This is a genomic window from Enterovibrio nigricans DSM 22720 (assembly GCF_900167155.1).
GTDB classification, from domain to species: domain Bacteria; phylum Pseudomonadota; class Gammaproteobacteria; order Enterobacterales; family Vibrionaceae; genus Enterovibrio; species Enterovibrio nigricans.
In genome coordinates this window covers 14,389-33,649 of sequence record NZ_FUXU01000010.1, presented here as the reverse complement: position 1 = coordinate 33,649, position 19,261 = coordinate 14,389, and the positions used below count along the sequence as shown (strand labels likewise).

18 protein-coding genes and 1 riboswitch are annotated in these 19,261 nt (G+C 46.4%); of the genes, 9 read left to right on the top strand and 9 right to left on the bottom strand.

The features are described 5' to 3' along the window. Positions 1–3 precede the first annotated feature (3 nt). The gene (locus B5D35_RS05910) at positions 4–2,037 is read right to left on the bottom strand and encodes a sensor histidine kinase (protein WP_078751671.1); all 2,034 of its coding nucleotides are present in this window, start codon (positions 2,035–2,037) and stop codon (positions 4–6) included. Positions 2,038–2,061: 24 nt separating this feature from the next. Beyond that, positions 2,062–3,444 carry a sigma-54-dependent transcriptional regulator gene (locus tag B5D35_RS05905; protein WP_078751670.1) on the bottom strand — a complete coding sequence of 461 codons (1,383 nt, stop codon included), beginning with the start codon at positions 3,442–3,444 and terminating at the stop codon, positions 2,062–2,064. Between the two features lie 291 nt (positions 3,445–3,735). On the opposite strand from B5D35_RS05905, the gene B5D35_RS05900 reads away from it, so the two are divergent. The 5 genes from B5D35_RS05900 to B5D35_RS05880 are packed head-to-tail and all read left to right on the top strand — an operon-like array spanning position 3,736 to position 8,291. Next, positions 3,736–4,548, top strand: coding sequence for an ABC transporter substrate-binding protein (locus B5D35_RS05900; RefSeq protein WP_078751669.1), 813 nt, complete (start codon positions 3,736–3,738; stop codon positions 4,546–4,548). Next, positions 4,548–5,246 (top strand): ABC transporter permease, encoded by a 699-nt coding sequence (locus B5D35_RS05895; RefSeq protein WP_078751668.1) that lies wholly within the window; start codon positions 4,548–4,550, stop codon positions 5,244–5,246. Before B5D35_RS05900 ends, B5D35_RS05895 begins: the two co-directional genes overlap by 1 nt. A gap of 12 nt (positions 5,247–5,258) precedes the next feature. Further along, entirely contained in the window at positions 5,259–5,960 is a 702-nt protein-coding gene (locus B5D35_RS05890; protein ID WP_078751667.1) for an ATP-binding cassette domain-containing protein, read from the top strand. Next, positions 5,944–6,528, top strand: coding sequence for a molybdenum cofactor guanylyltransferase MobA (gene mobA, locus B5D35_RS05885; RefSeq protein ID WP_078751666.1), 585 nt, complete (start codon positions 5,944–5,946; stop codon positions 6,526–6,528). The genes B5D35_RS05890 and mobA overlap by 17 nt, the downstream gene beginning before the upstream one ends. After that, entirely contained in the window at positions 6,525–8,291 is a 1,767-nt protein-coding gene (locus tag B5D35_RS05880; protein ID WP_078751665.1) for a bifunctional molybdopterin-guanine dinucleotide biosynthesis adaptor protein MobB/molybdopterin molybdotransferase MoeA, read from the top strand. The genes mobA and B5D35_RS05880 overlap by 4 nt, the downstream gene beginning before the upstream one ends. A gap of 48 nt (positions 8,292–8,339) precedes the next feature. Here B5D35_RS05880 and B5D35_RS05875 read toward each other — a convergent pair whose 3' ends face one another. Both B5D35_RS05875 and B5D35_RS05870 read right to left on the bottom strand, forming a co-directional pair. Next, positions 8,340–8,918, bottom strand: a complete 579-nt coding sequence (locus B5D35_RS05875) for a thymidine kinase (RefSeq protein ID WP_078751664.1) — start codon at positions 8,916–8,918, stop codon at positions 8,340–8,342. 171 nt (positions 8,919–9,089) lie between these two features. After that, a complete protein-coding gene (locus B5D35_RS05870) occupies positions 9,090–10,670 on the bottom strand; it encodes a Na+/H+ antiporter NhaC family protein (protein ID WP_078751663.1) in 1,581 nt (526 codons plus the stop codon). Positions 10,671–10,759: 89 nt separating this feature from the next. Beyond that, positions 10,760–10,941, bottom strand: a riboswitch (Lysine riboswitch). A 342-nt stretch (positions 10,942–11,283) separates the two neighbouring features. On the opposite strand from B5D35_RS05870, the gene B5D35_RS05865 reads away from it, so the two are divergent. After that, a complete protein-coding gene (locus B5D35_RS05865) occupies positions 11,284–11,682 on the top strand; it encodes an H-NS family histone-like protein (protein ID WP_078751662.1) in 399 nt (132 codons plus the stop codon). A gap of 188 nt (positions 11,683–11,870) precedes the next feature. Here B5D35_RS05865 and B5D35_RS05860 read toward each other — a convergent pair whose 3' ends face one another. Further along, positions 11,871–12,848 carry a lytic murein transglycosylase gene (locus tag B5D35_RS05860; protein WP_078751661.1) on the bottom strand — a complete coding sequence of 326 codons (978 nt, stop codon included), beginning with the start codon at positions 12,846–12,848 and terminating at the stop codon, positions 11,871–11,873. Between the two features lie 10 nt (positions 12,849–12,858). After that, positions 12,859–13,134, bottom strand: a complete 276-nt coding sequence (locus B5D35_RS05855) for a YcgL domain-containing protein (protein WP_078751660.1) — start codon at positions 13,132–13,134, stop codon at positions 12,859–12,861. A 353-nt stretch (positions 13,135–13,487) separates the two neighbouring features. Here B5D35_RS05855 and minC point away from each other — a divergent pair, with 353 nt between their 5' ends. The 3 genes from minC to minE are packed head-to-tail and all read left to right on the top strand — an operon-like array spanning position 13,488 to position 15,249. Further along, positions 13,488–14,150: a septum site-determining protein MinC gene (minC, locus tag B5D35_RS05850; protein ID WP_078751659.1), complete on the top strand. Its 663-nt coding sequence runs from the start codon at positions 13,488–13,490 to the stop codon at positions 14,148–14,150. A gap of 19 nt (positions 14,151–14,169) precedes the next feature. Further along, on the top strand, positions 14,170–14,982 hold the full coding sequence (gene minD / locus B5D35_RS05845; RefSeq protein ID WP_078751658.1) for a septum site-determining protein MinD: 813 nt from the start codon (positions 14,170–14,172) through the stop codon (positions 14,980–14,982). A 3-nt stretch (positions 14,983–14,985) separates the two neighbouring features. Then, positions 14,986–15,249, top strand: a complete 264-nt coding sequence (gene minE / locus B5D35_RS05840) for a cell division topological specificity factor MinE (protein WP_078751657.1) — start codon at positions 14,986–14,988, stop codon at positions 15,247–15,249. A 43-nt stretch (positions 15,250–15,292) separates the two neighbouring features. On the opposite strand, the gene rnd is transcribed toward minE, so the two are convergent. The 3 genes from rnd to B5D35_RS05825 all read right to left on the bottom strand — a co-directional run bounded on the left by rnd (position 15,293) and on the right by B5D35_RS05825 (position 19,233). Then, positions 15,293–16,417, bottom strand: coding sequence for a ribonuclease D (rnd, locus tag B5D35_RS05835; RefSeq protein ID WP_078751656.1), 1,125 nt, complete (start codon positions 16,415–16,417; stop codon positions 15,293–15,295). Between the two features lie 152 nt (positions 16,418–16,569). After that, positions 16,570–18,255 (bottom strand): long-chain-fatty-acid--CoA ligase FadD, encoded by a 1,686-nt coding sequence (gene fadD, locus B5D35_RS05830; protein WP_078751655.1) that lies wholly within the window; start codon positions 18,253–18,255, stop codon positions 16,570–16,572. Between the two features lie 114 nt (positions 18,256–18,369). Beyond that, on the bottom strand, positions 18,370–19,233 hold the full coding sequence (locus B5D35_RS05825) for an alpha/beta fold hydrolase (RefSeq protein WP_078751654.1): 864 nt from the start codon (positions 19,231–19,233) through the stop codon (positions 18,370–18,372). Positions 19,234–19,261: the final 28 nt, after the last annotated feature.

Below are 19,261 nucleotides of genomic sequence, written 5' to 3'. Positions count from 1 at the left end.
AAGCTACTCCACCACTTTTAACGAGGCGATGTTGTCACCCTGAATTTTGGACCTGAGATAAAGCGTAAACGTGCTGCCTTTACCGAGCTCAGAGTCCACTTTTATTTCTCCGCCAAGCCCGCTGACGATACCTTGTGTCACGGATAACCCCAGCCCTGTCCCAGAGCGTCGGGTCGTGAAGAAAGGGTCAAAAATTTTAGTGAGGTTTTCATTCGCAATGCCGCAGCCAAAATCCTGCACAGAAATTTTCGTCCCTACCGCATTGCCCGCATCATCTAACCAATCTTCGGAGCGAACGATCAGTTTACCTTCATCGTTCATCGCATGAATGCCGTTCATTTGCAGATTGACCAAGACTTGAAGTAACTGATGGCGATTTATTTCGACGCTGCATTTTGCCTCAAGCTGGGTGATCACTTCCACGTCATGCTTTTTCATCCCTGAGCGTACTAAGGTGACACTTTCTTCAATCACTGGATTCACATGCTGCCAAGTGATCTGATCTTGTACCCCACCTTGCCTGCTGTATTGCAGCAGACTTCGTGTGATGTTCCTGATCCGATCGATTTGCTCCAATACCGCTTCCATTTCTTCCGACACCAGACTTGCATTTCTGCCAAGCTCGTATTCCATCAACTCGATATTTCCGAGGATCACTGCCGTCGGATTATTAATCTCATGGGCGATCCCCGCCGTTAACTCCCCCAAGGCAGCAAGCTTTTCATTAAGCAGCAACTTGTTGCGGGTTTGCTCTAACAGCTTAATGTTTTGCTCAAGAAGTGCCGTTTTTTCATGCAGGCTCGCGGTGCGCTGTTTCACTTTATCTTCCAGTTCCAGCGCATTTTGCTTTATTGCTTCGTTTTGTTGCTTGAGCTGATCCAACATGGTGTCGAACTGACGCGCGAGGATTGCCAGCTCATGTTCTGGATCTAAGCCTAGCTTTCCAATCCGCGCATCTTGATCAAACCTCACTAAGCGAACCACACGGTGGATTTTTTCAATCGGCCGAAACAAGTCTTTTGCACCGCGATAAACCAGAAGTCCAGAGACCAGCAACGTCAACAATACCCCGATTCCTAACTCAACGATGTTCGTCAGATATTGGCTGATGAGCGGCCATTCGAGATACCCCGTGTATAGCATGCCAATCACATTGTTATTGAAATCACGAATGGGCTTGTAGGCCGAGATATACCAAGCGTTGTACACGTAAGCCCGGTTTACCCAGTCATCCCCCTTAAGCAAAACCGTTTCTCGTACTTCATCAGACACACGGGTGCCGATGGCGCGACCTTGTTTGTTGCTGCTGTCCAAAGGCACATTGGTACTGACGCGGATATCATCCATAAACAAGGTGACCGTACCAACACTCGACTCTGGCAACGTGCCAACAGGGAAAACAAGATCCCTGATTTCATCAACGAGTTCAGTGCTGTTGTTAAGTAAGATCCCACCATCGACAATCCACTCCAATTTGCCATTTTCATCAAACAAGGGGAGAAGACTTCGACTGATTAACCCCCGCGTTTCTGTACGGTTTTCGTTACGTAATGAAATTTTGGCTTGGGCGGACAGGTCTGGCGTTAGCACATCCATTTCCACTGCAGACATGACTTGGAAGAACGTTCTCTCACGGCCTTCAATCAGAGGTTGCCGCAGTGCCAATGGAAGACGTTCGATATCGCTGGCTGAGTAAACAGCAAGAAAATCGACGCCATACTTATCAGCGCGAGACTGCGCCCATGACAGGATGTCGGGATTAGCTTGACGAAGTTGGTTTTGAAAATCATATGAGTCTGCAATCGCGTGAAGCTGACTACGCTGCTCTCGTTGTAAGACCTCCATGCTGTTGCTTGCCACGGCGAGATCAGCACGTACACCTGCTAATGCACTTTGCCATGTGTAAGCGAGCGTCCAGTAACCCGTCAGTGCCATCAACACCAACAAGGTCAAGTTAATAGGCTCGGAAGTCAAAACAAGAAGGCGATATCGCACCATGGTACGAAGTCGTTGACGCCATTTGTGCACGAGCCTCATTCAGTTTTGCCTCTACTTTTTGGCTTAGTCGTAAAGCCAGTCTTTGAACTTACGTTCCAGTGTTTTTCTCGCCACACCTAACTGACGTGCTGCCGCAGACTTATTGCCTTCATTAGCTGAAACCACTTTTTCAATATGTGCCCGCTCCACGTCTTTTAAAGCCCAGCCTAAAGGATACCCCTCTCCCGTTAAGGCGTGAGTATCAAAGCCATCTGGTGATTCAAGCACTTGTAGTGTTGGTTCTCCCAACCAATGCCCTACATCAGGTTTCCCAAGCAAGATCGCTCGTTCGACGGTGTTTTTCAGCTCTCGGATATTGCCCGGCCAATCGTATTGCTGCATGGCAAATAACTCAGCATCAGACCAAACCACGGGCTTCAGCCCCATATCCCTAGCCAGCATTTCAGAGAAATGATTGAGCAGCAATCCGATATCATCACTGCGTTCCCGAAGTGGAGGTAACTCTACCGACAAGACATTTAAGCGATAAAACAAATCTTTCCTGAATCGCCCCGCTTCCACTTCCTCCAACAGATTTCGGTTTGTCGCTGCGACAATCCGCACATCAACATTGACTTCACGCTCTGCGCCAACGGGCCGTATGGTTTGTTGTTCAAGGGTTCGAAGCAAAGATGCCTGCATAGAAAGTGGCATTTCGCCAATCTCATCAAGAAACAAGGTGCCTTTGTCCGCAACACGAAACAACCCGTCTTTGCTCTTTCTGGCGCCGGTGAACGCACCAGACACATGACCAAACAGCTCACTTTCGAGTAGTTCAGGGGCGATAGCACCGCAATTGAGTGGTACAAACGGTCCTCTTCGCGCACTGAGCGCATGCAGTGCACGCGCCACCAACTCTTTACCTGTTCCTGACTCCCCTTCAATAAGCACTGCTGCTGGAGAAGGCGCAAGACGGGAAATCATTTCTCGCATTGCTTCTGTTTTCGGCGCGGTTCCAATGATATCGACAGGAAAGGAACGCGCGACGTCGCGCTGCAAGGCAACATTACGTCTTTCCATCATGCGCTTATCGAGACAACGCTGAACGGATTGCAGCATTTGCTCCAAATTAAATGGCTTGAGAATAAAGTCGGACGCCCCCGCACGAAGCGCTTTTATGGCGGTTTCTAGTTCTGCAAACCCCGTCATAAAAATGATGTCACTACGACGGGACTCGTCATTAAAGGCTTCGTGCCAATCAATACCCGAACGTCCAGGGAGGTTAATATCGACGATCAGAAGGTCAAAGTGATTCCGCTTTCTGAGGGCCTCCGCCTCTTCCAGAGAAGACGCCGTCTCTACCTGCGTCAGTTTCTTTGACAAAGCTTTGTTTAAAATCGTTCGCATTCCCGGCTCGTCGTCAACGACCAGTGCTGAGAACCCAAACTGCTGCAGCGCATCTTTCATTACGTAACAAACCCTCACGACATTTAACATTTATACTACATGAGACATTTTGTCGCAGTCCAATTTTTATACAACACATCTCATCGTTTTGCTGACCTCAGCATCAACATGAAAAACAATATAATCCATAATAAACAATGCGTTATACTTAAAATCTCTAACGTTAAAAATGTGGCATTTTTGTTGCTATAGGTAATTTGTGATGTTTGTATTTCACACCCTTGCCCGCCGATGTCGGGAACAATGCTCAAAGAAGAAATTTAGAACTGTCACCCACGTCAGGAAGACACAATGAGATTTATAAATAAAACAAAAACACTTTTCCTTTTGGCTATTGCGCTCACCTTTTCCGTTACAAGCAATGCTGCTGAAATCGTTCGGCTTGCAACAACGACCAGTACCTACCATTCCGGATTATTAGGCTTCCTGCTACCTGAATTTAAAAAGGACACAGGCTATGACGTACAAGTCATGGCGGCAGGAACAGGCAAAGCTTTGAAGATGGGAGAGAATGGCGATGTTGATGTCGTGATGACACACGCGCCAAACGCAGAAGCCGCGTTTGTTCAAAAGGGGTTTGGCGTGCAACCACGCGCATTTATGTACAACGATTTCGTATTGGTGGGGCCCAAAAACGACCCGGCAGCGGTGCGAGGAAGCAAAGATATCACTGATGCATTGAAAAACGTGGCAATGGCTAACGCTGAATTTGTCTCACGAGGGGATGACTCTGGGACCCATAAAAAAGAACTATTGCTTTGGAAGGCATCAGGCTCAGAGCCTTCATTTAGTCAGTACAAAGCGATAGGCCAAGGAATGGGACCCACGCTGACCATGGCAAATGAACTGCTTGGTTACACCTTGACAGATAGAGGCACTTGGCTGGCCTATCAAAGCAAGTTAGATCTGGTTGTACTCGTCGAAGGTGATAGCCGCCTGTTTAATCCCTACCAAGTTATTTTGATCAATCCTGACCGTTACCCCGATCTAAACAGTAAAGGGGTGAGAGCATTGAGCGATTGGCTGGTTGATAAACGCGCCCAATCTCTCATTGACAGCTACAAGGTTAACGGTCAGCAACTCTTTGTGGCAGACGCAGGCTAATGAACATGTGGGACACGACACAACAAGCCATTGCACTCCTTTTCAGTGGTGACACCACGTTATGGGGCATTGTTGGTGTGTCGTTTTCCGTTTCAGGCATTGCCATTGGGATGGTCATTTTACCTGCTCTTTTTATCAGCTTCGCTTTAGCTTACTGGCACATTCCGGGGAAATGGGTTGTGCTGTCCTTGGTCAACACCCTTCAATCTGTCCCTACGGTTGTCATTGGGCTTTTGCTTTACATGCTGCTATCAAGAGCTGGTCCTATGGGTGACTGGAAGATGCTGTTTACCCAAAAGGCCATGATCCTCGGACAGATGTTGATCAGCCTTCCCATCCTCGTATCCATGATGCATGCCGCGTTTCAAAGCAGCGACAGACGCGCTTGGGAAACCGCCTATACGCTTGGAGCATCGGTTCCAAGGGCGATGGTGACACTGATGTGGGAAATTCGATTTCCACTGCTCGCTGCGGTTATCACAGCGTTCAGCCGCATTATTACCGAGGTAGGTTGTTCCATGATGGTCGGGGGCAACATTTTGAATTACACCAGAAATATCCCCACTGCCATTGCGCTTGAAACCTCTAAAGGGGCTTTCGCGCAAGGTGTGGCTTTAGGCATTGTCCTTTTGGTACTGGCGCTCACACTCAATTTTTTTATCAGTTTTGGGCGGGGCAATGGTTATTTACGGACTTGATGGAGTGCAATGATGAGCCAAATTACGCTAGAAGCCGATGATCTCTCCGTGAAGTACAAACACCGTTTGCTCTTTCATATCCCTTCGCTGAGGATTTTCCCGAGCGATTCTATTTATCTCACAGGACAAAATGGCATTGGCAAAACCACCTTGCTGAAAGTCCTTGCTGGCATTCAAAAACCCACCAGTGGAAACCTCAATTTAAAGCGCCCTTCTTTACTTCAACGACTGGCGGGTTTTAAGGGACAAAGCGGCGTGATTTACATGCATCAGACGCCTTATCTCTTCGATGGTTCCGTCGCGGAGAATGTGGCGTATGGGCTGAAAGGAAAGCATTTCTGTCAAAGAACAAAACGACAGCTTACAATGAAAGCATTGCGTTTGATTGGATTGGAATCACTGAGCCGAGAGCACATTTCCTTGCTATCTGGTGGTGAAAAGCAAAAGGTGGCAATGGCGCGGGCGTGGATATTGAACCCCTCGATTTTGCTGATGGATGAGTCAAGCGCCAACTTGGATCCTGATGCCATTGATGCTCAAAAAATCATGGTGGATGATCTTCTGGATCGTGGATCTAGTCTGGTGATCACGAGCCACCATTCCAATCAATTGACCGCATGTTGTCACCAGCGCTGGATCATTGAAAACCAACGTCTACTTCAAAAACCAAAACTCAATATTATCGAAAAGGACAACCATGCCTTCGCATCCTGAAACCACGTGGGTCATTCTTGCTGGCGGACAAGCTCGCCGAATGGGCGGTCAAGACAAAGGCCTTGTCACATTGAACAACAAACCGCTGATTGATTATGTCTTCGCGCGTTTGTCATCACAGAACGCAACCATTGCGGTCAATGCCAATAGAAATCAGGACGTCTATGCGCAATATGGCAATGTGTTCAGTGATGTATTCGAAGGCTTTCCTGGACCACTGGGCGGTATGCATGCCGCAATGTCTCATCTGGATTCCGCGTGGATAGGGTTTGTGCCTTGTGATTGCCCAAACCTCCCGCACAACCTTTTGGAGAAGATGTACGCTGCCATCGAAGAAGATACTGAAATTGTTGTCGCACACGATGGTGAATCTGTTCAGCCCGTAGTCACGCTGATGAGCAAGAAAATTTTCGAACGTTTAGATAACTTCCTTGCCAATGGGGACAGGAAAATCGTACTGCTTTATGACCTTTGCAACACGGCATTCGTTGACTTCAGCGAAGAGCACGATGCCTTTATTAACCTAAACACACCCGATGAACTTGAGAAGTACGGCACCCTCTCATGAATTTATCGAATTGCTCGATACCGATTATTGGATTTGCCGCCTATAGCGGTACGGGCAAAACGACCTTGTTAGAGGCGCTACTGCCTCGCTTGGTGGACTCTGGGGTGCGGGTTGCAATGATCAAACACGCGCACCACAATTTCGATGTCGATATACCCGGCAAGGACAGTTATCGACTTCGGAAGGCGGGAGCATCTCAGATGTTAATCAGCTCTCGCTACCGCAATGCCTTGATGACAGAAACGCCAGATGATGATGAAGCCCTCCGTCAGCTCATCCAAAAAGTGAATCAGAACCAAGCAGATCTTATTGTGGTGGAAGGGTTTAAACATGAAAGCTTTCCCAAAATTGAACTGAACCGCGCAACGATAAACAAGCCCTTCCTCTACCCCACGGACGAAAACATTATCGCGATTGCCTGTGATTCTTTCCCAGACACATCACTACCAATACTTGATATCAACAATATTGAAAGCGTACTGGCATTTGTACTCAAGCAAATGGAAAGTCATCAAGCACAAACCGCAACCTGTGACTCTCTGTCTCCTACAATGCTTTCTGTCAAGCGTGGTCGCGAGAAAATATTGGCGGCACTTGAATCCCCCAAACAAACACACGTTGTGGATCTCGACGTGCTCACAAATCACGTATTAGCGTCGCCAATCATTGCACCTGTTAATGTCCCTTCATCCACCAATTCCGCGATGGATGGCTACGCAATTCGCAGTGATGATTTGGAAACAGGAACCTATGTCAAAGTCGGCGACGTCTTCGCGGGTAGCCGTTTTGAACATCCGCTGCAAAAAGGGCAATGCGTTCGTATCATGACCGGTGCGCCCGTGCCAGAGCATGCAGATACTGTCATCATGCGTGAGCAAGCCTCCGACGTTAACGGAGCCGTACAGTTCGATACGAGCAAAGGCAAGATACGTGCAGGGCAGAATGTCCGTCAAGCTGGAGAAGATCTTCGAAAAGGCAGCCAGGTTTTTCCAGCAGGAACCCGTATCAATGCACCAGTGCTCGGCATGATCGCCTCTCTTGGGTTTGATCGGGTAAACGTTTATACAAACGTCACAGTCGCATTGTTTTCAACGGGTGATGAAGTTCAAGCACCGGGCACGCCGCCTAAACAAAACTGTATTTATGATACGAACCGATTTTCGCTTAAAGGGCTGTTACAAAAACTGGGTTGTGACGTTCTTGATTTCGGTATTATCGAAGACAATGAAGCAGCACTGAGTGACACACTGAAACAGGCCATAGCGAGTGCCGATGTCATCATATCGTCCGGCGGTGTCTCAGTCGGCGACGCGGACTATATAAAAACGGTGTTAACAGCACTCGGCGATATTAATTTCTGGCGAGTGAATATGCGCCCTGGTCGTCCCCTCGCGTTTGGGAAGCTCGGGAATACACCCTTCTTTGGCTTACCGGGCAATCCTGTAGCCGTCATGGTCACCTATTTGCAGTTTGTAGAACCCGCTATTCGAAAACTGCAAGGCGAAGAAGGCTGGCAGCCGCAACGTATCGTCGCTATTACGCAAGAAAGGATACGTTCTCGTGTCGGACGCACGGAATATACGCGTGGTAGTTACAACATAAATGCAAATGGACAACTTGAAGTCAGATCTACAGGGTCGCAGGGATCGGGAATATTGCGATCAATGCATGAAGCGAATTGCCTGATTGAAGTCTCGCCTGATGTGGAATGTGCAGAAGTCGGTGATAACGTCACCATCATCCCGCTCGCTTCTCGCATTTAAAACAAACGGCCGACATTTGTCGACCGTTCGTACTCTCACTTCTTAGCGTTATTGACCTAACGCGTCTTTGTAATGCATTCGGCAAACAGATTCGTAACGGTCATTACCGCCGATCACCACTTGATCGCCGTCAGCAATCGCATTCCCTTCCGCGTCAGTTCGAATCACCATGTTCGCTTTACGACCACAATGACAAATGGTTTTCAGTTCTACCAGTTTGTCAGCCCATGCCAGCAAATATTGGGCACCTTCAAACAGTTCACCGCGGAAGTCTGTACGTAAGCCATAACAAAGTACGGGAATACGTAATTTGTCGACAACTTCGGTAATTTGGTGCACTTGCTCTTTGGTCAGGAACTGACACTCGTCAATCAGCACACAATCCACTTTTTTATTCGCGTTAATGTCACTGACCGATGCGAATATGTCATCTTGGTTCCCGTAAATCTGCGCTTCCGCTTGAAGACCAATTCGCGAACTCACTTTTCCTGCGCCATATCTGTCATCAATGGCAGCCGTAAAAATAAGAGGGTTCATCCCACGTTCTTGATAGTTAAAAGACGACTGCAACAAGGTCGTCGACTTACCCGCGTTCATCGCAGAGTAATAGAAATAAAGCTGGGCCATGAGAGTCTCCCGAAAAAATACGGTGGCATGCTACAAAAAAAGAAGGATATGTAAAAGCAGGAAAGTGCAGGAAAGTGCAGGAAAGTGAATTCCATAACCAAACTACTTGAAGGTTAAAGGGATTTAAGTGAGATAAAACGAAAAGGCCTCCAAGAAGGAGGCCCTTTGCACTTATGCCAGTTTACCCGGTCGACGCGATAGCCAACCAAAGAACAGACAAACCAGTACAAACACACTGAAACCACTTAACCATGAAATAGTTAATGAATCTGTATATCCCAGAACCAAAAATGAAATCGCTGCAATAACGGCACCCGCCAATGCATAAGGTAACTGGGTAGACACATGGTCAATGTGGCCACAACGCGCTCCCGTTGCAGACAGAATGGTGGTGTCTGAAATGGGTGAACAATGGTCACCAAATACCGCACCAGCCAGAACAGCAGACAGCATAGGTAGCATAAGCGCGATGTCAGTAGCGCCAGCCAGATCGCCGGCGATTGGCAGCATGATACCGAATGTCCCCCACGACGTACCCGTTGAGAACGCCATTGCCGCTGACAGCAAGAACAATAGGACTGGCAGAAGCTGAGGTGACAGGTTGTCTTCAATCAAGCTAGACAGGAATTTACCCGTTTCCATGTCACCGATGACGCTACCAATTGTCCATGCAAAGAACAGAATGAGAATCGCACCGAACATAGATTTTGCACCGATCCACATGGTGTTCGCGATATCGGCTTTTGGCAGGCCTTGCTTAAACACAGTGAACAACGCAGACAGCAAGCCCATACCACTACCGTAAAGCAGTGATTCGCCAACATTGGTATTTTCAAACGCACCTAATACTGAGAACGCAACACCATTAGCATCCAGTACTTTAGCACCAGAGAAAATCATCCAAGAAATAGTCGCAATGATCAGAACCATAATTGGCACAATGAGATCAGACACAGAACCGTTGCTGCTCTCTTCGATGCCAAGTTCGTCTTCAATCGACGCAGATGAATTTTCATCATCGCCCAAACGGCTACCCGTTGATGCTTGGTATTCGAAACGGCGCATTGGACCCACATCCATTTGGAACCATGCAACGGCGAATACCATCAACAACGCAAAAATGGCATAAAAGTTCATCGGGATCATATGGGCAAAGGCGCTCAGAGGCGTATATTCAGTCACACCGTGGCTAACTAAGATGCCACCAATCACAGTGATGATATAAGCCCCCCAGCTTGATGCAGGCATGATCACACACATTGGCGCAGCAGTTGAATCTAGAATGTAAGCCAATTTTGCACGTGAAACATGAAAGCGATCTGTCACTGGGCGGCTAATTGCGCCAACTGCCAGACTGTTGAAATAATCATCAATGAAGATGAAAACGCCTAAGAAAGACGCAAGAAGTTTTGCACCTCGCTTACTTTTAACTCGCGACTGCGCCCATTCAGCAAATGCTGCGGTACCGCCTGAAAGCGTCATTAACGCCGTTATCATTCCAACGAAAACAAGAAAGATAACAATGCTCATTTTGCCAAAGTTAATCGCTCCGTCAGATACAAACATGCTGAAAACTAGCGAAGAAATATATGACGTCGTATTCGCAATAGAAAAATCATTCAGCAATAAAGCGCCCGAAAGGATACCCAAGCCTAATGACAATAATACGCGACGCGTAACTATGGCTAAACCCAGCGCAAAAATGGCGGGTAAAATGGAAAAAGAAGAAGCGGAAAAATCGACTAAGTTCATGATCTCTATATCAACCTTTAAGGTTGGAGATCTACTGCAGACGTGGAAAACCAGACATTGTGAAAACAATGGTTACACACAAATTAAAACCCTACAGTAGCGCTCCATAGTTAAATCCCAATACTATGGCAGTGTTGTACCTCTTCGGTTACAACCCCAGCAGAATAGACCGATAATCAAATGTCTGCTTCGGCATTGTTTCCTTTCCTTCGCCCTCTTAGGCATCACCCTAAGACGAAATACTGATAAACAATGCACCTCTACGTGCATAAAGCTGAATCATTTTATGTGACATTTGCGCACATGCAATACAAACTTGCAAAGTTTTACACTTAAAAACCATACTAATTACAAGTATTAAACATTTCGTTGTTTGCATGGTCAAATCGCATGCAAAGGCAAACAATAGTGACAAAATTATTGTACAGCCATACGTTAAAATGACTAATCAGGCATTAGTTTTGACCTAATTTATATTTAAACTCGTACTTCCTTTAATTTTAATATCAAATAATATAGAATTTAATTCGTCGAATATTGCAAAGAAATAAATATTCTTGCTATTCTTACCTAAGTTACAAATTATTAGAAACGAGAGAATAGGAAAAACATTATGTCTGATGCACTGAAAGTTCTGTTGAATCTTCGCAGCCTGCGTGCAGTTGCACGCGAACTAACTCTTGAGCAACTTCAAGAAGCGCTAGAAAAACTGCAAGCAGTTGTTAGCGAGCGTGAAGAAGCAGAAGAAGAAGCTCAAGCAGTAGAAAAAGAGCGTCTGGAAAAATTGGAAAAATACCGTGAAATGCTGGTTAAAGATGGTATTGATCCAGAAGAATTATTGGCATCTCTGGGTGGCGCAAAACCTAAATCTAAGCGTGCAGCGCGTCCAGCAAAATACACATACACTGACGTAGACGGCAGTGAGAAAACGTGGACTGGCCAAGGTCGCACACCTAAAGCAATTAAAGATGCACTGGACGGCGGTGCTAAGATTGAAGATTTTCTAATCTAAATTGCATCAATATTTCGCCAATTGAAAACCCTGAGAGTTTTCCGTTGTAGCAAATATGAGAAAGAAAAGGAGCCTTAGGCTCCTTTTTATTTTCCGATGAAAAGCGAAATTCGTTGTGAACATTCAGCAGAGAAAAACACATGCTCACTGCTATCGTCGTACCGTACGGTTAATGGGTAAAGGTTCTATTATCCAAACTTGATTCGGTCCGCCAAATGGCTCACTGCCAATGCAAAGTAATGAGAGCGGTTCCACCTCATCAAGCTTTGATAATTTCCATACACTAAATAGCTTCGACCTTTTTCGTCATCAGGTTGAATCAGCCAAGCCTGAATATCAACATCAGGTAAATCACCATTATTCAGACGTCGAATACCAAGTTCTTGCCATTCAGATAACGTTTTTGCCTTTTCTTTATCTAAGCCAATCAAATCTTTATCAAGTTTTTTCGGCAACGCGACTTGGCGCCCCCATGTGAATTCATCGTCCCAGCCAGCATTTTTTAAATAGTTGGCAGAGGAAGCAAAAACATCAGGTCTAGAGTTCCAAATATCTTTTTTCCCATCGCCATTTCCATCCGCTGCGTAGGATAAAAAAGAACTCGGCATAAACTGGCATTGTCCCATGGCCCCAGCCCAAGATCCTTTCATTGAATCAACGCTAATATGACCTTCGTTCAATATCGATAATGCCGCAAAAACTTCATTTCTAAAAAAGGCTTCTCGTCGACCGTCATAAGCCAATGTTGTTAGTGCTTCCACAACATTATAATTTCCAGTGAACGCGCCGAAGTTACTTTCAACACCCCACAACGCGACCAAGAATCTCGGTTGAACACCAAACTCATCACCAATACGTTTTAAATCGTTGTAATGCTGGTCATAGAGTTTTCTCGCCTTCGCGACTTTCCAGTCAGGAACTGCTCGTGGAATATATTCATCAAGCGTCAAACGTTTCTCAGGTTGATTTCTGTCTGCTTTAACCGCTTTTTCACGATAACGAATACCGTCAAAAGCATCTTCCAGCAATACAGAATCAATGCCTTTCTCAGCACCTTCTTCTTTAAGTCCTGCTACGTAGCTTTCAAAACTCGGCTTCTCTGCCATTGCGGGTGCTGTCATCGCACACGCAACTCCAATCAGAATGCTAATTAACCCTTTGCGCATAACGATCCTTTTATAATTTGGTGTTTTTCTCTCTAATGTGTTGTAGTGCCGTATCTGGGGAAGGCGGAAGTTGTAGATAAAACCCATCCTCGTTCAGCTTTTCACGAACACTTTCAATGTTAGCTATTGCCAGCTTTTGTCGCTTTTCTAAATTGACCATCATAACGAACTGAGGGTTCCCAAAAGTTTTCAATAATTGCTCTGGGACATCCTTAAAATCGTCTTTGCGATTAATGTAAAGATAAGTGGAATCTTTTTTGCTGCTTTTATAAATCGCGCAATACACGTTGTATCTCTCCGTCAATTTCTTTCGAACCAATCCCAAATTAGAGAAATAGCTTATAAATTTATCACTAATTCGACCACATTTTCATCACTAACGGCCTTGGCGCTTGCCGCAAACTTAACGGGAATATACCATGCAATACACTGTCTGATAATGCATGTAAGCCGCTTATTTATTGGGCTACGTGCCAAAAATGCACACAGTTTTTGACGTTGTTGTTCTATTGTGTAGTCATCCACCTTTCGTCGTGAAGTAACAGCGCTAGATTCACGCTTTGCTTATCACCCCGTCGGAAGATCACAAGCACCCTGATCGCCTCGTCTTTTCGCTTTGCGCTAGCTGGATATGACATAATGACAAAAAATGCTGAACTCAAAGGCAGTTCGTTCACCCTTTCCGTATTACACCTGTTGGACAACGATCTGGCCAGTGCGTTGCAGGTGCTGGCTGAAAAAGTGAATCAAGCCCCCGCTTTCTTCAAAGGTGCCCCCGTCGTGGTAGACATATCGCAACTGCACACACAACCTGACTTCATTTCGTTAAAATCTACCATAGAACAAACGGGTATGTTGGTCGTAGGCGTTACAGGGTGTAAACAAAACCAAGCCCGCGAAGCAGCGAATAAAGCAGGTCTGGCGGTCATGAATCCGGCGAAACAAAGCCGTGTTAACGACCCAATTCAGACTCCGACCAAAGTGATTACGTCACCAGTTCGATCTGGACAGCAAATCTATGCCAAAAACGCGGATTTAGTAATACTGAATCACGTCAGTGCTGGTGCTGAAATTATCGCTGACGGTAGCATCCACATTTATGGCGTCTTACGAGGACGCGCTATTGCTGGCGCAAGCGGACAAAAAGAAGCCCATATATTCTGCCATAACCTGCAATCAGAATTGTTATCTATTGCGGGCACTTATTGGCTCAGTGAGACCATTCCAGAAGAGTTTGCTGCTCGATCGGTAAAAGTTTCGCTATCAAATGATTCAATCAATATAGAACACCTCACACTCTAATCTTACAAAGGACTGAGGAATGACCCGAATTATAGTAATTACGTCTGGTAAAGGTGGCGTGGGTAAAACCACTTCAAGTGCCGCCATTGCTACTGGCCTTGCGCAATCAGGAAAAAAAACCGCCGTTATCGATTTTGATATTGGTCTGCGTAACCTCGATCTCATCATGGGCTGCGAACGCCGAGTGGTCTATGACTTCGTGAATGTGATCAACGGCGAAGCCAACCTAAATCAAGCGTTAATTAAAGACAAACGTGTCGAGAACCTCTTTGTTCTTCCTGCTTCACAGACACGTGACAAAGATGCGCTAACCAAAGATGGCGTTGATCGCGTACTTGAAGAACTAAAAACCATGGGTTTTGAATTCATTATCTGCGACTCACCTGCGGGTATCGAAGCTGGCGCCCTGATGGCATTGTATTTTGCCGATGAAGCGATTGTCACCACTAACCCTGAAGTGTCGTCGGTTAGGGACTCAGACCGCATCCTAGGTATTTTGGACTCAAAATCGCGCCGAGCTGAGAATGGCGAGGAGCCAGTAAAAACACATCTATTGCTGACACGTTACAACCCTGCACGCGTAAATCGTGGTGAAATGCTAAGTGTGGCCGATGTGGAAGAGATTCTGCGCATACCACTCCTGAGTGTTATTCCAGAGAGTGAATCTGTTCTGCATGCATCGAATAAGGGTGAGCCCGTCATACTGGATTCCGAGTCAGATGCAGGTCAGGCATACGGCGATGCTATCACCCGTTTATTGGGTAACGAGTGTCCATTCCGCTTCTTGGAAGAGGAAAAGAAAGGTTTCTTAAAACGCTTGTTTGGAGGGTAACACATGGCATTGCTGGAGTTTTTTCGTCCGAACAAGAAATCGTCTGCATCGTTGGCCAAAGAGCGTCTGCAAATTATCGTTGCTGAACGTCGACGAGCAGGGAGTCCTGAACCTACGTACCTACCCCAGCTGAAAAAGGATATTTTGGACGTTATCCGAAAGTACGTGGATATATCACCTGAGCAGGTGACCGTTGCGTTGGAGCAACGCGATGACGACATTTCAGTCTTGGAGTTGAACGTTACACTTCCAGACGAAGACAAATAAACAAAAACCGGCCTTCTGGCCGGTTTCTTTTTCTGTGCGCTTGTTATTTTCGATCTAACAACGACAACAATTTTTCTTCTAAAAACGTTTTCCGCCAACCCGTCATTAGGTCCGGCATTTTTTCTGGATTACGTTCGTTAATCCATGCCCATTTCAGCACCTGATGAATTTGCTTTTTCGAACCAATAAACTCAGGAACAAACCCCAGTTTCTCAGCGACAGCATTGGTTTGCGTTTTAATGTCTTTCACCATCTGCTTATACACAGGCATATCCACAAGACGGACGATAGTTTCTGGGTAAAGTGCGGCAGGTGTTTTTTCTGCTTCCTGCGCAATGCGAATCAGACGATTGCCGTGTCGTTCAACCTCAAAACGATCGAACCCTTCATCGGCCATTTTGCTTAGTGACCGGATATCAAAGCGTGCCATCTTCCATAGGTGAAGCTCTTTAACGACAAAATTTAACGCAAGATCGCGTCGTCGCGCTTCACGTAAACGCCAACTCGCCAGTTTTTGTAAAACGGCTAATTGTTTTGGATGAAGTTGCCACGCATTTTTAATGTCCAGATACGCTTTTTCTGGATCTGGTGTTTTGCCGCGTTTACTCATCATCAAGTTACATTCTTGCAGCACCGCGTCTTCCCAACCCGCCGCTTTAATTTTTTCAGCTAGCAAGTTATAGAGTGGTAGCAAGTAATACACATCGGCTGCTGCATACTCCAATTGCTTCTCAGACAAAGGACGTGCACACCAATCGGTACGCGCCTCACCTTTATCCAACGTAACCCCCTGATACTCCTCAACCAGTGCCGCAAAACCCGTTGATAAACCGTGACCTAAAAAAGCCGCCATGATTTGCGTATCGACCATAGGTTTGGGCATCATTCCTGCGTAGTGATGGAATACTTCCAAATCTTCACTGCAAGCGTGCAACACTTTCACGACCGACTCATCGCCCAATAACGCCCAAAGTGGAGACATATCTTCCAACTCGATAGGGTCGATAAGAGAAAGCGTTTCTCCATCATACAGCTGTATTAAACCGAGTTGAGGGTAAAGCGTACGGGTACGAACAAATTCCGTGTCCAGCATGACCGCTGGCACTTTTCTCGCTTGTTCACAAACATGCTCAAGTTGGGATAGTTCAGTTACGATTTCAAAATTCACGCTGTTTTCCAATATTGGGTCGCTGCGACGATCAAAGTTTAAGTTAAGTCATGGAGCAAAAACAAAATATGCTGGCAAGTGCCAGCATATTTTTCAAAGGCATAGACATATTGTACGCGCTCCTGCATCCGATAGCACGAGCCCGTTGCGGATTATGCCTGCTCTGTTTTCGCGTCTTCTTCTTCTCGCAATGCACGACGAAGTATTTTTCCGACGTTGGTCTTTGGCAATTCCTCGCGGAACTCAACCACTTTAGGTACTTTATAGCCGGTTAAATGTTCGCGACAATGCGCCAATAACTCTTCCTTGGTCAGACTCGGGTCACGCTTAACCACACAGATCTTCACGATTTCACCCGATGTTTCATGTGGCAGGCCAATGGCTGCGACTTCCAGCACCTTGCCATGCAATGCAACTACATCTTCAATCTCGTTCGGGTAGACGTTGAAACCAGAGACCAAGATCATGTCTTTCTTACGGTCTACGATGTGCAGGAAGCCTTCGTCATCAAATTTCACTATGTCGCCGGTCGACAGCCAACCATCATCAGTCAGAACTTCCTTCGTGGCTTCTGGACGCTGCCAGTAACCCTGCATCACTTGAGGACCTTTCACTTGAAGTTCACCAATCTGGTCGTTACCAACCACATTGCCTTCATCATCAACGATACGAACATCTGTTGATGGCACAGGCAACCCGATGGAACCATTGTACTCAACCAGATCATACGGATACGCAGCAACCAGTGGCGAACACTCAGTCAGGCCATAGCCTTCCAGCAGGTGTTTACCCGTTACCTTTTTCCACTGCTCTGCGACAGCACGCTGAACGGCCATGCCGCCGCCTACAGTCAGGTTGAGATTAGAGAAATCAAGCTCGTGGAAATCTTCGTTGTGAAGCAGTGCATTGAACAAGGTGTTTACGCCCGTCAATGCAGTAAATGGATGCTGCTTCAGCTCTTTAATAAAGCCCGGAATATCACGTGGGTTAGTGATTAACAGGTTTTGACTACCCAATTCAATAAACAGCAGACAGTTAACCGTCAACGCAAAGACGTGATAAAGCGGCAGCGCAGTCACGACAAGCTCACGCCCCTCGTTGAGCACTGGCGCGTAAGTGCCTTTCGCTTGGAAAACATTTGCAAGCATGTTGTTATGCGACAGCACAGCACCTTTTGCAACGCCTGTCGTACCACCCGTATATTGCAGGAAAGCAACATCATCACCCGTGATAAACGGTTTGACATATTGCATACGGCGGCCTTTGTGCAAGGCTTTTCGCATAGAGGTTGCATGAGGAAGTGAGTACTTAGGTACCATATTCTTGATGTATTTCACCACGAAATTAACAATGGTGCCTTTAGCGCGTGGCAATTGGTCACCAAGGCTTGTCAGAATGACATGGCGAACACCAGTATTCTCAACGACTTTTTCCAGCGTGTGTGCAAAGTTAGAAACGATAACAATGGCTGCCGCCCCTGAATCATTTAGCTGATGCTCTAATTCGCGAGGCGTGTACAAAGGGTTAACGTTAACAACTACACATCCGGCACGAAGAATACCGAACAGAGCGATAGGGTATTGGAGCAAATTCGGCATCATGACCGCAACGCGATCGCCTTTTTTCAAACCCAAGTCATTTTGCAGGTAAGCGGCAAAAGCACGGCTGCGCTCTTCTAACTTACGGAAAGTCATGACCTGACCCATGTTAATGAAAGCAGTTTGATCGGCATACTTTTGAACCGACTTTTCAAACATATCCACCAGAGACGAGTATTGTTCTGTAGAGATCTCTGCTGGTACATCTGATGGGTAGCGGTTTAACCAAACCTTATCCACGTGAATACTCCTATTGTATATTGCGTGCGAATACGCACGCGCCAGACGCAAAAAAATTAAACAGGCGTTTAAACGCTGCAATTAGACCATGACTAACAATTAATTAACATCAACTCACTGTGTGAGATGTAGCTTGGTCACAAAATCTTTTATCAACGCGGTGGTTTCCGCCTGACTTTGAAGATGACAGTGATGCGTGCCCGCCACTCTCTCTACAGTCAGATTCTCAAACCATTCCTCACGCTTTTTCGCGAGGGGACCGCGTAACTCTGGGTAACCGTCATCCCCGATGATTGCCAATACAGGACAACGAATACCACGAATAAGGTGCTCGGCATGTTCAGTTGACATGCGATATACCGATTCGGTTTTCAGCTTGGCATCATGTCGCCATTGCCATTCTGAACCCACTTGCTGGATGCCTCTCGACACCAGCGGCGTTAGCTCTTCAATCGCAACTTTGTTAATACCACGTCGAAGTTTTAGTGCAGTTTCGAACGAAGGGAGTGAGCGAAGACCTTTCATCTCTGATCGGCTATCGATACCTCGTCTCAAGCGATCGACCACCTTGTCTTCGCACTCAGACATTGGGCCGAGTGCCTCGATCATGACCAACCCTTTCGCTCGCTCAGGAAATGCGGCACACCAACATGATGCCACCAACGCCCCCAGAGAATGTCCAACTAAATAAATATCACGCTCACCAAGCTGCAAAATCAACTGATGAAGGTCATCCACATAGTCAAAAAAAGGATAGAAGCTGTCTGCCCCTTTGTGGTCAGAAAGACCATGCCCAGGCCAGTCAGGCAATACAAGATCGAAGTGGTCTTGGAGCGATGGAACGAGCGGCTCAAAACTACCGCTGTTGTCCTGCCAACCATGAAGCAACAGCAACAGTGGTTTGCGTTTATCCGTTAGCTGGACTTGTGCTGCAAGATTTCCAAATCTCACCGCATATTTTGTTTCTTGTAGTGCCATAGTGCGCTATTGAATACCTTGCAGGTCG